The 15489-nt window shown below is 33.8% G+C and carries 13 protein-coding genes; 6 read left to right on the top strand and 7 right to left on the bottom strand.

Annotation, left to right across the window (positions count from 1 at the left end; all coding sequences use genetic code 11):
- Positions 1-95: 95 nt before the first annotated feature.
- Complete coding sequence (locus tag HGP29_RS23205; protein WP_168884845.1) at positions 96-2429, top strand: amylo-alpha-1,6-glucosidase; 2334 nt, start codon at positions 96-98, stop codon at positions 2427-2429.
- 62 nt (positions 2430-2491) lie between these two features.
- Here the strand turns inward: HGP29_RS23205 and HGP29_RS23200 are convergent, their stop codons facing one another.
- Together HGP29_RS23200 and HGP29_RS23195 are read right to left on the bottom strand one after the other, a co-directional pair.
- Positions 2492-2986, bottom strand: a complete 495-nt coding sequence (locus HGP29_RS23200; protein ID WP_168884844.1) for a hypothetical protein — start codon at positions 2984-2986, stop codon at positions 2492-2494.
- A gap of 25 nt (positions 2987-3011) precedes the next feature.
- Entirely contained in the window at positions 3012-3455 is a 444-nt protein-coding gene (locus tag HGP29_RS23195) for a PH domain-containing protein (RefSeq protein ID WP_168884843.1), read from the bottom strand.
- A 132-nt stretch (positions 3456-3587) separates the two neighbouring features.
- On the opposite strand from HGP29_RS23195, the gene HGP29_RS23190 reads away from it, so the two are divergent.
- A complete protein-coding gene (locus HGP29_RS23190) occupies positions 3588-4166 on the top strand; it encodes an NUDIX domain-containing protein (RefSeq protein ID WP_168884842.1) in 579 nt (192 codons plus the stop codon).
- 61 nt (positions 4167-4227) lie between these two features.
- Positions 4228-5580, top strand: a complete 1353-nt coding sequence (locus tag HGP29_RS23185; RefSeq protein ID WP_168884841.1) for an MATE family efflux transporter — start codon at positions 4228-4230, stop codon at positions 5578-5580.
- Between the two features lie 277 nt (positions 5581-5857).
- Here HGP29_RS23185 and HGP29_RS23180 read toward each other — a convergent pair whose 3' ends face one another.
- The 3 genes from HGP29_RS23180 to HGP29_RS23170 are packed head-to-tail and all read right to left on the bottom strand — an operon-like array spanning position 5858 to position 11620.
- Positions 5858-7189 carry a TolC family protein gene (locus HGP29_RS23180; protein WP_168884840.1) on the bottom strand — a complete coding sequence of 444 codons (1332 nt, stop codon included), beginning with the start codon at positions 7187-7189 and terminating at the stop codon, positions 5858-5860.
- A 54-nt stretch (positions 7190-7243) separates the two neighbouring features.
- Positions 7244-10462 (bottom strand): efflux RND transporter permease subunit, encoded by a 3219-nt coding sequence (locus HGP29_RS23175; RefSeq protein WP_168884839.1) that lies wholly within the window; start codon positions 10460-10462, stop codon positions 7244-7246.
- Between the two features lie 30 nt (positions 10463-10492).
- On the bottom strand, positions 10493-11620 hold the full coding sequence (locus HGP29_RS23170; RefSeq protein ID WP_168884838.1) for an efflux RND transporter periplasmic adaptor subunit: 1128 nt from the start codon (positions 11618-11620) through the stop codon (positions 10493-10495).
- Between the two features lie 232 nt (positions 11621-11852).
- On the opposite strand from HGP29_RS23170, the gene HGP29_RS23165 reads away from it, so the two are divergent.
- The 3 genes from HGP29_RS23165 (at position 11853) to HGP29_RS23155 (ending at position 14349) form a co-directional block, all read left to right on the top strand.
- A complete protein-coding gene (locus HGP29_RS23165) occupies positions 11853-12920 on the top strand; it encodes a sensor histidine kinase (protein ID WP_168884837.1) in 1068 nt (355 codons plus the stop codon).
- Positions 12920-13669: a LytR/AlgR family response regulator transcription factor gene (locus HGP29_RS23160; protein ID WP_168884836.1), complete on the top strand. Its 750-nt coding sequence runs from the start codon at positions 12920-12922 to the stop codon at positions 13667-13669. The genes HGP29_RS23165 and HGP29_RS23160 overlap by 1 nt, the downstream gene beginning before the upstream one ends.
- A gap of 224 nt (positions 13670-13893) precedes the next feature.
- Entirely contained in the window at positions 13894-14349 is a 456-nt protein-coding gene (locus tag HGP29_RS23155) for a CBS domain-containing protein (RefSeq protein ID WP_168884835.1), read from the top strand.
- A gap of 61 nt (positions 14350-14410) precedes the next feature.
- Here HGP29_RS23155 and HGP29_RS23150 read toward each other — a convergent pair whose 3' ends face one another.
- Positions 14411-15103: a YceI family protein gene (locus tag HGP29_RS23150; protein WP_168884834.1), complete on the bottom strand. Its 693-nt coding sequence runs from the start codon at positions 15101-15103 to the stop codon at positions 14411-14413.
- A gap of 12 nt (positions 15104-15115) precedes the next feature.
- Entirely contained in the window at positions 15116-15487 is a 372-nt protein-coding gene (locus HGP29_RS23145) for a DUF1523 family protein (protein WP_168884833.1), read from the bottom strand.
- Positions 15488-15489: the final 2 nt, after the last annotated feature.

Raw genomic sequence — 15489 nt, 5'->3', positions numbered from 1 at the left:
ACGTTTAGCAGACTTATTAATTAGTCCTTGACTAAATAGAATAGAGCTGTCTCAATAGAGGATATAGATTCAACAATTATCAAAAAATTCTTTTTATGAAAATCACTCGTTACATACTAGGTGTGCTGGTTTTTGCTTTACTTATAAGCTGTGAATCAGAAGAAAAATATGTATCCAAAGAAGCTATCAAAGATCAAATATTAAAAGAACTAGCTGTACCTGTTTCCAAAGAGGAAAATAGGGTGGTAACATATACCAATAAAAGAAGTGCTTATTTTCAAACTCAAAGTCATGTTTTAAACAGTGAATTATACAATTGGTTCGACGGTTGGAATGTAGGACAAAAGAGAATTTTCTCAGATTATCAAATAGAAATTGATGGAAAAGCTTTTGATAGAGCAAATGCAGATGTTATTGCTTATCCACATTATCTACAAAGAGCTACAGAGGCAGCTGTAGAAAAATTAATCCTTTTTGATGACCAAGATGTGATTTATGTTTCATTGGATCATGTTAAAGGTAAAAGAACTAAGTTGACTCTTTTAGGTGAACAAATTAAAGCTGAAAGTTCAGATGGAGAAGCGACGTATTATACTTCTTCAGAAGCGAAAGATATGATTCTAGCTGTAGCTCCTTCTCATAAAGAAACTATCACTAAAGAGGGGGAAGCAAATGTAACAGCATCGGGTAGAGGAGGTTTCTATATCTCTATAGCAGACTCAAAAGAGAATGCAATGCAATTGATTAAGGATGCAAGAGTTAGTCATGGAGAGTGGTTCCAATTAAGAGCCGACCGTATGACATCTTTAGTTACTTCAAATACATATGTAAAAACAGATGATGCTCACTTTGATAAGGCATTGATGTGGTTAACTCTAACAATGGATGAATTGGTAACTCATCAGAGAGGATATGGCATCTATGCGGGTATTCCTTGGTTTAATGAGTATTGGGGTAGAGATACTTTTATTTCAATGCCTGGTGGTACATTAGTTCTAGGGGAAACAGAAGTTGCTAAAAAAATCTTATTGTCTTTCTCTGAAGTTCAAGACACCAAACGTAATTCTAAGTACTATGGTAGAATTCCAAATATTGTGAAAATGGAATCCCTAAATTATCATACTACAGATGGTACGCCTAGGTTTATTGGTCAGATGTTGGATTACATTAAATATTCAGGAGACAATGAACTGATTAAAACGATTTATCCTACAGTAAAACGTTCTGTTGACGGAGCAATTAAGAACTGGGTAAACAAGAAAGGATACCTTACTCACGAAGATGCTGATACATGGATGGATGCTAGAAGAGAACCAGATCATCAGCCGTATTCACCAAGAGGTAGCTTTGCAAATGATATTCAAGCACTATGGTATCAACAATTAAATGCAGCGGCTTATTTTGCCAAAGTAACAAATCATAAGAGTGATAGTGAGCGTTGGTCTAAATTAGCTGAAAAAATGAGAGCTAATTTTAACCATGATTTCTTTGATAAGGAGCATAGTTATATGGCAGACCGTATCGACCATGATGATAAACCAGACTTCCAATTTAGACCCAACCAATTATTTGCAATGGACTTCATGACGGATGATGTTGCAAAAATGAAGTTGACAAGAGAAATCTGGGAACATTTAGTTTATCCTTGGGGTGTAGCTTCTCTATCACAAGAAGATCCTAATTTCCATCCATATCACTTGGCTTGGGAACATTACCATAAAGATGCGGCATACCATAACGGTACTATTTGGCAATGGAACAACGGTTTCGCTATGCAACGTATGATTGAAAGTGGACAACCTGATATTGCTTTCCAATTGTTTGAGAACATGAACGCTCAATCATTAGATATGGGTGCTGTAGGTTCTATGAATGAAAATGCAGATGCTTTCCCACATAAAGGAGAGACTTACCCGAAATTAACGGGTACGTATATGCAAGCTTGGTCAAATGCAGAACAATTGAGAGTGTGGTATCAATACTTCTTAGGTATTAGACCAAATGCCATTGAAAATACTTTAGTTTTGGCTCCTAGATTCCCATCAAAAATCAATAAAATTGAATACAAGGAGAAAATCTTAAATGCCTATTTAGATGGTGTATATTACACTAAAAATGGCATTGAAAAATACATTTATACTTTGGATGGAAAAGATGTGACAATCAAATTTGATCATGCATTATTCCAGCCTGTAGATATAGATGTAAAATCTGGTGAGAAAGTTGAAATTACTAGAGAGGGTAAAGAACTTACATTAACAGTATTCAACCCAGATGGTAAGCAAAGAGAACTGAAAAAAGAACATCTTGACGAGACCTTGCAAAAACGTCAGGAGACTTCAGATGAAATATTTAAAGGTACCGAGTTTTGTAAGCCTGATATGGACAGAGAATATGAATGTATGAAACAAACATTCCAAAAACAGTAATTGATTTTGTCTATAAAAAAATACCCCTCACAATTCTATTTGTGAGGGGTGTTTTTTTGAGATTATTTTCCTTGTCCATAAACAGACATCTGGTATTTTGCTACCCAAGCTTTTTTACGCTTGTCGATGTAATCATAACCTAAAGTCTTTTGCTTATACCAAAAGTTATCTTTGTTATAATTGATCTTATTGCTACCGGCAGTTACTTCTTTGTAACCATGTGCACTAACTAATTCTTGCATATAAGATACAGAAGCATCTCTTACGCCTTCTTTGCTCTTACCAATGAATTCAATATCAAAACCTACTAAACGTTTCTGAGAATCGAACTTACATTTATAAGCTACATAATAGTTAGCCATGTTCTTTTTATATCCTTTTAGACCATTATAGATGATAAAATTCTTTTTATCACGGTCTTCTTCTTTTTTGTAAAGCTTTTTGAAAGCCTTATAATCCATCTTATAGGTATATTCTTTGTCTAATAGAAGATTTTGAGCGAACAAAGACGAGGAAAACAATAAGAATACAGACAGTACTGCTATAATTTTTTTCATTTGAATAATAAGTTATTAGATGTTTTTAATGGATGATTTCTATATCAGGATTAATCTCCTTTAGCATAGTACAAAATTCATCTTCCTGTTTAGGGGTAAAATAAATATAATTGTATTTCTGATAATAAATAATTAATCCTTTCTTAAATGACAATCCAATCTTGATACCTGACCATAATCGAGTATTTAATTTAATTTTTCTTATGGTTTTAATATCAATATTTCCACTTAATGGACCCGCTTTATATGATAATAGTTGATTGCTCTTATATATATTCATGTAGCTTGTTAATAGAATCCATATGCAAAGTGCAGCCGATAGGCCGATAATTACTATAGGAATAAGGGTATAGATTATAGGTGCTCCTCTTCCTTTATCAATTACGACTGCGAGAGAGAATAAAATTAAAGCGAAAATTACACTCCAAAATAGTTTAGCATAAATATCTATTTTACTTTTGAACTTCATGGTTTTTAAGGTTATGTGAGATAGTATTTACATTTATTAAACGTTGAGTTTTACGATCAAGGATGTTTTCTGAGAACCAATTTTTAAATATTTAAGGAATTATTGTCTGTTGTGTTATTGAATTGAAAAATTATGGAGATAAATATTAATGTAATTGACCGAAAAAGAGCTTACAATGGCTTTTTAAGTGTAGATAAAGTTACTTTTCAACATACTAAATTTGATGGGTCAACATCTGAAATATTAACGAGAGAGGTAGTTGAAAGAAACGATGCAATTGCAATTTTTTTATATCACCCAGAAGAAGATAATTACTGGTTTGTTGAACAAATAAGAATTCCTACTATTAGAAATGGTAAAGGAGTACTAACCGAATGTGTAGCGGGTTTGGTAGATGATGGTGAAACAGCAGAACAAGCGGCGATTCGAGAAGTAGAAGAGGAAGTAGGGTACAGCATTACAACTCCAAAATACATTTCTACCTTTTATTCTACGCCAGGAGGATGTTCTGAAAAAGTAGTGATGTTTTATAGTGAATTGAAAGAGAAAGTAGCAGAAGGTGGTGGACTGCTTACAGAAGGAGAAGATATAAGAATTGTAAAATATTCTTTTTCAGAGCTAAAAGAAATGTATTCCAATAAAGAGATTGATGATGCCAAAACGTTGATTGGAGTGCAGTGGTTATTATTGGAAGCTACTCTTAATAATTGAAAAACTAGATTTAGTATCGATACATTCTTTTTAATTTTGCCGCATATTAAATAGTAGTCAATTGAAAGGATCGCAGAAATCATTTTATCAAGAAGTTTGGAAAGTTGCATTGCCGATTTCTTTACAAAGTGTATTACAATATGCACTAAGTATGGTAGACCAAATTATGGTGGGTCAACTTGGTGAAACCGTAATTGCTTCTGTTGGTTTGGGGAGCCGTTTATCATTTATATTTATGGTGGCCCTTATAGGAACAGCCAATGGTGCGGGAGTTTTTGTTGCCCAATTTTGGGGCAAAGGAGAGAAGCAGCAAATCAGTTATTTGTTGGGTGATCTAATAAAAATAGGCACACTAGTTACAGTACTTGGGATGTTCTTAAGTATTGCTTTCCCATCGGAAATCTTAAGTTTATTTTCTTCCGATAAAGAAGTAATTGCATTAGGAGGGATATATCAACAAATTATTGCATTAGGTTTTCCTGCAGTAATGCTAAGTGCTGCATATAGTTCATCTTTAAGATCTATCGGTGAGGCAAAACTGGTTTTAAAGATTAGTTTATGGAAGATTGTCATGAACACAATCCTCAATTATATATTGATCTTTGGAGGACTAGGTTTTGAAGGTTTAGGCATGGAAGGTGCTGCTTGGGCAACGATTATTGCTATGTGGTTTGAGACCTTTGCTTTAATCTATATTGTGCGTTCTAAAGGTTTTCCGGGAGATGTTCGATGGAAGCATATTTTACATTGGGACAAATCATCACTGATGCCATTACTTAGTGTGAGCGCACCATTAGTATTGGGTGAAATTTCATGGGCTGCAGGAGAAACAGGTTATTCAATGATTTACGGCCAAATGGGAACTGTAGATATTGCCGCCATGACAATGACCATACCATTGCAAGTTCTGTTCTTTGGTTTCTTTACAGGTTTAGCTTCCGCTGCTTCAATTGTAATAGGATATCAGCTGGGGCAGAATAACATAAGAAAAGCAAAGATATATGGTGATAAGCTCTCCTTTAATACATTCCTTCTAGGTATTTTGATGGGACTATTTGTTGTACTGATTAGTCCTTTATATATCAAAGTATATGAGGTGACTCCTGAGGTAAAAGATCTAACGCAGATATTATGTTACATTTTTGCCTTTTTGTTCCCGATCAAGATGACGAACTATATCACTGCCGCAGGAGTATTAAGAAGTGGAGGTGATACAAAGTTTACCACAACGTTAGGACTGTTTACTACATGGCTTTTTTCAATTCCATTAGGAGTGTTTGCAGCCTTCTATTTAGAACTTCCTTTAGAGTGGGTATATGTAATTGTATCAATAGAAGAGTACGTCAGATTAGGTTTATATCTTTGGAGAAAAAGAACTGGAAAGTGGGCTAGGAACCTTGTGAATGAGCAATAAAAAAAGCCATTCAAAATAGAATGGCTTAAAACAGCACTTGGCATACTATGCACCTGTACATCCAAGACTGCCTTTAAATGTCTTATTGATAAATATACAATTTATTAGTGTTAGGAGCAATCAATTTTGAGCTTATTATAAAATATCATGATTATATTTCATGTTTTCTAATTTTAAGAATAAATATAAAGACTCTTCACTAATTATTTATACGCATAAAAAAAGGAATAGTTGAGTAAAAACTATTCCTTTTTTCTTTATTGGTGTGGACCACTTACTATTCAGAATAAGCATCAATTATACCTCCTGTTAACCTAACTATCTCAGTGTTTGTAGAGATAAGATTAAAGATGGCTGTTAACCTTGAATTTTGAGCATCAAGGTATTGTATTTGGACATCTCTTAAGTTAAATGAATTGATCTGACCAGTTCTATATCTTTCTGTTGACATTTGTAGGTTCAACTGTGCAGTATTTACTTGCTCAACAGTTAATTCAAGGATTTCTCTCTGTAGTACATAAGTGTCATAAACCTGCATCATTTGGTTATTCAGACTATGAGACATTTGTTGTGTTTCAATCTCAGCAATTTGAGTATTGATTACAGCAATTTGTTTCGCTCTTCTTCTACTTCCACCCATATATATTGGGATAGATAATGTAGCACCCACCATACCACTGATACCGTCAATGTTAAAGTTTGGAATACCCTGAGCTCCACCATAGTTCTCTGTATATTTGATATTCGCCGAACCTTTTAAGCTAGGTAAAAATGCAGCCTTAGCTAACTCAATATCCTTTTGTTTGATAATCTGATTGATATAGTTATTCTTTAACGTAGTGTTATCAGCATTCACTCTTTCAATAAGATCAGCAAGAATATAGTCCTTTTCTACAGCTTCGAATGATTCAGTAAGGTTATACATTACTTGCTCTGGTTCTGGTACACCCATGATAAAGTTTAAATCACGAAGTTTCACCTGAAGTTTATTCTTTTGCTCCAATGCTGTTCTTCGATCTTCTAGCCAAGCATTTTGTGCCTGAAGAACATCATAAGTAACAGCTTGTCCTAAAGATTTTTGTGTCTCAGTGTAATCAAATCTTTCTTTAGATAACTCAGCAAGTTGATTGGCTACATCTAACCTTTGTTGTTCTAAAAGGGATTCAAAATAAGCCACAATAATATCCTTAATGGTATTTTCAATCACTACTTGAGCATTCCCTTCAGAATAGTGTTGAAGCTCTTCTAATTGCTCTTTAGTAATCCAAACTTGAAAACCATTAAAAATAGTAAAGTTTGAATTTACCGTTGGAGATAAGATACCTAAGTTGGACTGAGCTGCATGGGACCAGTTGTGGTTCCAGTCTACATCTGTAGAAACTGTTGGGTAGAGCCCCGCATTTTCTAAAGTGTTATTTGTTTTTGAGATCTCGACATTTTGAGCTGCAATTCTAATGTCGTAGTTGTTTTCAAGTCCCATACTGATGGCATCAGCAAGACTTAAAGTAATTTGTTGTTTAGCTGTTGTTGTGTCCTCTTCTTTTTCTTGCCCTAATGAAGGAAAGACTTGAAGAACAAGAAGCAACAAACTTAAATATATAGTTCTCATTATTGATGTATCTTTTATAACATTGGGCAGTATTTTTCAACCACCCAATGCAAATTAATTTGATGACACTAGATCATTTTTATCTGTTGATAATGCTTCATTTACTTGTTCCATTGCCTTTTCGGCAGCGATTTCAGTAAAAACATTCTCTACTTCCTCTCTTGATGGTTTTTTACCAGTGAATAACCATTTCTTACCTCTTCTGATATCGTTGACCACTTTTACCAATACAGGCATGATCAGTAGAATGAACATAGTTCCAATCAGAATACCATAAGCTAATGATACAGCAACAGGTACTAAGAAACGAGATTGTACTGATGTCTCTAAGATCATTGGGTATAAACCAATTGTTGTGGTTAAGGTCGTTAGTAAGATTGGTCTGAAACGAGATTTACCGGCATTAACTAAGGCATCATCAAATGTATAACCGTCCAATAAATCTTGGTTGAATTTGGATAGGTATACTACCGCATCATTAATGATTGTACCCGATAAGGCTACCATACCTAACATTGAGAACATTGAGATAGTCTGCCCTTCAATACCATGACCCCAAATCGCACCAATTACTCCTAATGGAATCATCATTAAGATCATAATTGCTTGAGTAAATGATCTAAAGTGAAGCATAAGTATCATAATAATCAAAAGGAAAGCCACTAGGTAAGTATTTACTAGTTCTTCAGAATCTTCCTTAGAAGATTTAAGCTGACCTTGATACTCTGTTCTTACATCAGGGAACATTTGTTTTAATTGAGGTAATACCTCTTTTTCCATGTCTTCGATGATAGGAACTACAGGATCACCCGCATTCAATAGGAAGGCCTCTACTCTAATTTCTTTTTCACCATTGTAATGGTTAATAGCAACAGGTCCTCTAGTAACATTGAAATCAGCCAGTTGAGACAATGGATACATTCCATCTGCTGTTCTGATACGCATTCTTTCAAGGTCACCTAAAGTATTTCTGTTGTCCTTTTTATATCGAACATAGATTCTAATCTCATCTTTATTGACTTGCAGACGTTGTGCTTCAGCACCAAAGAAACCATTACGAACCTGCATCATAAGAGATGATTCTGTGAACCCTAGTGCATATGCTTTAGGTTTTAATTCTAAACGAATTTCTTGTCCACCAATTTGGTTGTTGTCCATTACATTGTAAAGGGCAGCATGTTCGTTTAGTTTATCTTTTAAGAATTCTGATGCACCTTCAATTTCATCATAATCATATCCTAGTAATGAGATTGATACTGGAGCACCCCACATATTATTGGCACCCACTGAGAGTTTCCTTGCTGTCGGTTCCTCACCAATAATATTATGGATCTTAGATTTAATCGCACTGGCATCAATAGGAGAGTCTGTCAGATCCTCCATAATGACGAAAACTTGTCCTGTATGTGTACCTCTTTCAGCACCGTTGAATGCATTACCAATACTTACAAACGAAGATTTGATAAAGTTGAAATCAGTATCATATTCTTGTTTTAATGTCTCATTAGCCTCCCAAACAGCATCTTCATATCGAATTAAATATGCCTTAGTAGAGTCTTGGTGAATACCTGGTTTTAAAGCTAAATCAATATTGAAGAAATCACCCGGAGGTGCTGGGAAGAAAGTCATTTCAATTTTTCTACCTCCAATTAAACCTGCTGTGATTATGATGGCAGCAATTGGAATAGAAATACCAAACCATTTGTGATCCAATAAGAATCTTAATGCAGGAACGTATACTTTGTCTCTAAAAGAGAAGATGATTTTATCAAGTTTTTCTCGGACAGCATTAAACTTGCTCTTATCTTTTCTCGGTGTTAATACTTTAGGATTACTAACATGGGCAGGTAGTAAGAACATACCTTCAACTAATGAGAATGCTAAACATAGAATAACTACTAAGGCCATTTCAGACATCATCTCTAATCCTGATTCTAGGAAAAGGAATGGGAAGAAAGCAATAATGGTTGTAGATACTGATGTTAAAACGGCAGGAATTACTTCCATGGTACCATCAATAGCGGCTCTAATAGGAGACTTACCTCTCTCATAATGGGTAAATATATTTTCGCCGATAACAATACCATCATCTACAAGGATACCAATAATCAGGATCATACCGAACAAGGAGATCATGTTTAAGGTCACTCCCATAAGCGAAGCGAAAATAAACATTCCTAAGAATGAACTAGGGATACCCCATGCTACCCATAACGAAAGTCTAAAACTTAAGAATAATGAAAGTGTAATGATCACAAGGACAATACCCATTAAACCATTTTCAATCAGTGTATCAAGACGAGTATTTACTACTGATAAGAAATCGAAACTTACATACAACTCTGCATCATCGTGTTTTTCATTAAACTCATCAATGTATTCATGTACATATTTAGAAATTTCTTGAAGGTCTTCAGTATTTAATTTCGAAAGTGCAATCGAAATATTTCGCTGACCTTGATTCCAAACAGCGTTAGGAACATCCTCAAATTGAAATTTAACCTCTGCTAAATCACGAACTTTGATTACTCTACCATCTGTAGTTGAGCGAACAACAATATCTTCAATATCTTCAGCTTTTGCAGAACGGTATCTTGCAAGTACAGAAATTTCTTCTCTAGAATTTTTAATTGTACCACCAGTGATATCCAAGTTGTTATTAGAAATAGCATCCTTGATATCATTAATTGAGATATTATATCTACGTAATAAATCTTCATTTACTTCTACAGAGATTTCAGTATTAGGGTAACCCGAAATAGCTATTTGTGAGATCTTTCCAGAAGCAAGAAAATCATCTTCAATACGTTGAGCATATTGCTTTAATGTTCTTAGATCATCACCTTTCAAGTCCACATACATAGCACTTGTTGTTTCTCTTTTCTTAGAAACAGCAGGTTTTTCAGCACCGGCAGGGAAGTTAGAAATACCATCTACTGCGTTCTTTACATCAGTAAGTACTTCATCGATATTTGCTTTTGCCTCTGTTGTAACAGTAACTGTAGCTAGGTTTTCTGCAGATACAGAAGTGGTTTCCTTTATACCAGGAATACCTTTGATCTGGTTTTCAATTAGCGTAGTTACCCCTTCATCCATTTCTTTTGGTGAAGCACCTTGATAAGCTACGGTAACAGTAATTATTCTTGATTCTAATAATGGGAAAGAAGCTTTTTTCATATTGTAGATTGCAATACCACCTAATAATGTGATAAGCAATAAAGCCATATGAGCATAAAAAGGTCTTCTAACGAAAGCTTCAACAAGTTTTCTCATTTTGTAATACTTTTTAAATTGAAAATTTGATTAGCTTCTGATATTTACCGACATACCTTCTTTGCCATTAAATACAGATTCTGTAACGATCATCTCGTTCTCATTAATTCCTTTGATGTAGTAGGAATCGCCATTTATTTTGATCACTTCGATCTCTTTTTGATGAAGTTTTTTGTCTTGTACTGTAAAGATGAATTTCTCATCGATGACTGCTTCTCTTGGTAACTCAACAACATTCTCAATGGTATTTCCTTTAAATTCAACTTTCACAAATTGTCCTTCAAAAATTTCTGAAGTAGACTTTGGTCTTACTTGAACAAATACCTTAATCGTTTGTGATTGAGGATCAACAATCTTTGATTTTCTACTAACAATACCTATGATATTAGAGGGATCTCTTGATTCAGTAGTTACTGTAACTTTATCTCCCTTTTTAATCCATTTTGCATTTACTGGCTCTACTTCAACAACTACTTCCAATAAATCTGTTCTTGAGATTACGCCAATTTCAGAACCAGGAGAAACGATAGATCCCGATTCTAATCTTACACTTTTAAATGTACCATTGAAAGGAGCATAGACAGCATATTTTCTTAAGTTGATTTCAGCCTGTTGAATAGCGAAATATTCTGTAATAAGACTTCTAGAAGCTAGGAAAAATCTTTCTTGATCAGAATTGATCTTTGGTAATTCAGGAAGAGGTTGATCAATTTTCACCGAAGTAAAAAAGCTATACCACTTGTCATATTCGTTAGAATAGTCAATCTTAATATCGGGTAGAACACTAGCCATTGTATTCATAAAGCTAGATTTCTGAGATTTTAATGTGGCTTTAATATCTTGATCAAATACATGTACAAGCTGTTGACCTTTATAGAATGTATTTCCTTCTTTTAATAAAACTTTAGTAGGTAATATTCTGCCTGCCACCTCAGATGAAAGGATATACGTTTGAGCAGCATTTACTCTACCATGAAATACTTGGTTATTATTTACATCAGCATATTGAACCTTTTCAGCTTTTATAGAGATCACTTTCTCTTTTTTCTCTGCTTTCTGAGGTTTGGGTTTGTTGTCGATTAATGTTTTGGATATAAAAGTTGTACCTCCAATTAAGAGAATGATACCAACGACCGTTACAATGTGCTTACGAGACATGATTGATAGATAAATTAATGATTTGATTTTTCAATGGTGAAATAACGAAACATATATCCTATCAAATAATCTTTTCAACGAATGGATTTATATCTTCAATCAACAGTGTTTTTTTCTCAATTTTATAGTTTATTGATAAAATAAGGCTATTCATAGATGAAAAAGCTATCTATGTTGATAGAGTTATTTTTTTAATTTTAGTCTTATTTTTTTTGAGGAAAGTTTATTGAACATGCTAGAAAAAATAAAGAATAGTTATTCATTCCCTCTTATAACAATAGGTCTATTTGCCTTCTTCTTCTTTTTTGATTATTGGATAGGACCTTGGTTTGCATTACTAAGAGCAACTTTGTCCATCTCTGTGTTTCTTTTTGTAATATTGACCAATAGTCTCGTCTTAATACCAAAGCTTTTTATAGAAAGACGTAATAAGCTTTTTTATGTCATCTCATTGATCTTTCTTTATATCATTTCAATTAAAGCATATTTGGCAATCAGTGAGTTTATTTTTCCTTACCTCGATCAAGAATCCTTTTTTCAAGAATACGAATACCTAAGAGAAAAGCTATCAGGCAAATTAGAGTACCAATGGATTTACCCTTTTGGTTTTGGTAGTGTTTTTATACTGATGAGCATTATGATCAGTACTGTTTTAACAGTCAGTAAGTACGATGAAGAGCGTAAAGAAAAAGAGATGGTCTTAAGAGAAGAGAAAATGCAAGCAGAATTGAAATTTCTACGCTCGCAAATTAATCCTCATTTCCTCTTTAATGCTTTGAACAACATCTATACGATGTCTTATATGCAAATGCCTCAAGCACCAGATAACATCGCAAAGCTATCAGAAATGCTAAGGTACTTACTATATGATTGCAATGAGGATCGGGTAGAGTTAAGTAAAGAGATCTCTTACCTTCATAACTATATAGATTTTCAGAATTTAAAGACTGAAGGGGAACAAAATATACAATTTGATATAGATATTAAGAATCCATCAAGACTATTATCACCTGTGTTATTAGAACCATTTGTTGAAAATGCTTTTAAATACAGTAAATTAGAAGAGCACAATGATGGGTTTGTTAATCTTCATCTAAAAGAAGATCATAAGGAATTAATCTTTGAGGTTCATAATTCGATATCTCCTGAAGTAATACCTAATAATGACCCATCAAGAGGTGGGATCGGTATTGAGAATGTCAAAAAGAGATTAAGCTTGATCTATAAGAATCAGCATACTTTAGATATTGTCAATGATGGAGATGAATTCAAAATTATACTAAAGATATCGTTTCAATAATGGCGAATAAGATAAAAACAATCATTGTAGATGATGAACACTTAGCGAGAAGTCTTATCCAAAACTATGTGTCTAAGGTTCCACAACTAGAACTTCTCGGTGTTTTTAAAAACGCCTTGGAAGCTATGACCTTTATCCAATCGAATGATGTGGATTTAATGTTTTTGGATATTCAAATGCCTAATCTTACAGGTATTGAATTTGTGGAAAGCATGCAATTAAAAAACACAATGATTGTGTTTACAACAGCGTATTCAGAGTATGCACTAAAAGGGTACGAACTAAATGCCTTCGATTATCTATTAAAGCCAATTACTTTTCCAAGATTCCTTCAATGCGTAAATAAAGTCAGTGATCAGTTTGAGTTATTGAATACCCAGTCATCTGGAATATTACAAATGGAACCCAATCCTGAAATAAGTTCTCATGTAGTAACAACTAAATCTGATAGTATAAGTATTAAAGCTGACTATAAACTATATAGAGTTAAATACGATAAGCTAAGGTATATGGAGGGACAAAAAGAATATGTGGCTTTTCATACCCAGGATAAAACAATTATGGCGTTAACGTCATTAAAAAAGTTAGAAGATGAGTTACCATCGAAAGACTTTATTAGAATTCACAAATCTTACATTGTCAATGTACAAGAAATCGAAACATTGGAAGGTAATATTTTAGGATTAGGTGATGTGGAGTTGCCTGTGGGGCAAAGTTACAAGGCACAACTGATGAAAATCTTTGAATAATCACACATAAAAATTAGATGGTTAGTATTCGGTGATATCAAATTTCCTTAGTCTAAAATCAAACTTTTTACAGATTCTGCTTTTATTACATATGTGATGATTTCTTATGTATGTTAGTATTATTCCTTGATAATGTGTATATTACTAGAATAAATAATATTAAATGGAGGGAAATTTTTACCCTTTATTTCTTAATTAACTATACTCAGTAAATCCAAAACATTATGAATTTTACTCCAAAACGCTTAATTGAAGATCCACATGACGTAAAACCATATCCATCGGTGGAGAAGTACATGACAAAAAAGCTAATTGTCTTTAAACCAGAACAAAACATCGAAGAAGCCATGCAAGTATTGGTAGAAGAGAAGATTTCTGGAGCTCCAGTGGTGAATGAAAGTGGAGATCTTGTAGGGATGCTTTCAGAAAAAGATTGCTTGCATATTATCCTAGAAAGTAGATACTTAAACTATCCAGCTAGTCAAGGCCTTGTTCAAGATTACATGACAAAAGCTGTAACAACCATATCATCAGATAAAGATGTGGTAGAAGTAGCAATGATTTTTGAGAACTCATCGTTTAGAAGATATCCAATTGTTAAAGGTGGGAAACTGATTGGTCAAGTTTCAAGACGCGATATTCTAAGGGCGGCTTGTGATTTACAGTCAACAACCTGGTAAAAAATAAAGGGAGTAAGTTAATCACTTACTCCCTTTTTTATTTTAGAATTTTTTCTGTTACTTATTTTTTATCAGCAAACAAGTGAACTTCTAATTGGATCTCATCATTGATTGCCTTATCACCTAAACCATCAAAGAAAGAACCTGACTTGTATTTAATACCATATTTTGTTCTATCAAAAGTAACATCAGCCATAGCATGGATAGAGCCATCATGAGACATTAATTGAGCAGGGAAAGTAATTGTTTCTGTAATTCCTTTGATTGTTAAATCTCCAGTAACTTCAACTTTACCTTTTTGAACAGATTTTACCTCTTTAATATCAAACTGAGCCGTAGGGAATTTCTTAACACCAAAGAAATCGTCAGCTTCTAAATGGCCTTTTAATTTACCATTTAATTTATTGTCTGCAGGGATGTCTTCTACTACGATAGAGTTCATATCAATCACAAAAGATGATCCTTTTGCCATACTGCCTGAAGCAACTGCTACTTCACCAGATTTTAGGCTTAGTTTACCATAGTGCTCATCTCCAACTATTTTAGAACCTACCCATCTGATATAACTTTTTGATAAATCTACAGAGTAGTTACCATCTGCAAATGTTACTGCATCATGGCTGTGAGTGTGACCTGCATGTGCGTGGTCATGATCATGGCTGTGTTCTTCTTTTGCTTGTTTTTTCTCACCACAAGCCACCATTCCTAATGCGATAAGGAAGGCAATAGCGATAACGTTGAACTGATTTTTCATTTGTAATTTAATTTAGTTGTTTGGTAATCCAGACACTTCTTCAATTGTGATAATGTTTGGATACATAGAAAAAATAGGAATTCTGAATCCTACAACACTGAAGTTGTATTTTTTATTACTTTGGATTTTGGCATATACATCTGAGGAATTAAACTTGAACCAAAGCCATGTATCTACATTTTCAAATACATGAGCTTTACCTTTGTCATCCATTGTATAAACTAAGTACTTACCTAATCGATCTTTATTTTGATCGAGGTTACCAATACTTCTCTCCGTTTTCGTAACAGTTGCAGTAATAGTTCTTCTGTTTACCTTAGGAAAGATCCAGATTAGAAATAATAAACCGATTACGGCTATACCAATGTAAAGATATTTTTTCATTG

Source organism: Flammeovirga agarivorans, assembly GCF_012641475.1.
In the GTDB taxonomy this organism is placed as follows: Bacteria; Bacteroidota; Bacteroidia; order Cytophagales; family Flammeovirgaceae; genus Flammeovirga; species Flammeovirga agarivorans.
This window is presented reverse-complemented; position numbering and strand designations above follow the sequence as displayed.

What these genes read in the sequence shown, in the direction of transcription:
- HGP29_RS23205 (WP_168884845.1), top strand. Translation starts at nt 96, where the DNA reads ATGAAAATCACTCGTTACATACTAGGTGTGCTGGTTTTTGCTTTACTT.
- HGP29_RS23200 (WP_168884844.1), bottom strand. Translation starts at nt 2,986, where the DNA reads ATGAAAAAAATTATAGCAGTACTGTCTGTATTCTTATTGTTTTCCTCG.
- HGP29_RS23195 (WP_168884843.1), bottom strand. Translation starts at nt 3,455, where the DNA reads ATGAAGTTCAAAAGTAAAATAGATATTTATGCTAAACTATTTTGGAGT.
- HGP29_RS23190 (WP_168884842.1), top strand. Translation starts at nt 3,588, where the DNA reads ATGGAGATAAATATTAATGTAATTGACCGAAAAAGAGCTTACAATGGC.
- HGP29_RS23180 (WP_168884840.1), bottom strand. Translation starts at nt 7,189, where the DNA reads ATGAGAACTATATATTTAAGTTTGTTGCTTCTTGTTCTTCAAGTCTTT.
- HGP29_RS23175 (WP_168884839.1), bottom strand. Translation starts at nt 10,462, where the DNA reads ATGAGAAAACTTGTTGAAGCTTTCGTTAGAAGACCTTTTTATGCTCAT.
- HGP29_RS23170 (WP_168884838.1), bottom strand. Translation starts at nt 11,620, where the DNA reads ATGTCTCGTAAGCACATTGTAACGGTCGTTGGTATCATTCTCTTAATT.
- HGP29_RS23165 (WP_168884837.1), top strand. Translation starts at nt 11,853, where the DNA reads ATGCTAGAAAAAATAAAGAATAGTTATTCATTCCCTCTTATAACAATA.
- HGP29_RS23160 (WP_168884836.1), top strand. Translation starts at nt 12,920, where the DNA reads ATGGCGAATAAGATAAAAACAATCATTGTAGATGATGAACACTTAGCG.
- HGP29_RS23155 (WP_168884835.1), top strand. Translation starts at nt 13,894, where the DNA reads ATGAATTTTACTCCAAAACGCTTAATTGAAGATCCACATGACGTAAAA.
- HGP29_RS23150 (WP_168884834.1), bottom strand. Translation starts at nt 15,103, where the DNA reads ATGAAAAATCAGTTCAACGTTATCGCTATTGCCTTCCTTATCGCATTA.
- HGP29_RS23145 (WP_168884833.1), bottom strand. Translation starts at nt 15,487, where the DNA reads ATGAAAAAATATCTTTACATTGGTATAGCCGTAATCGGTTTATTATTT.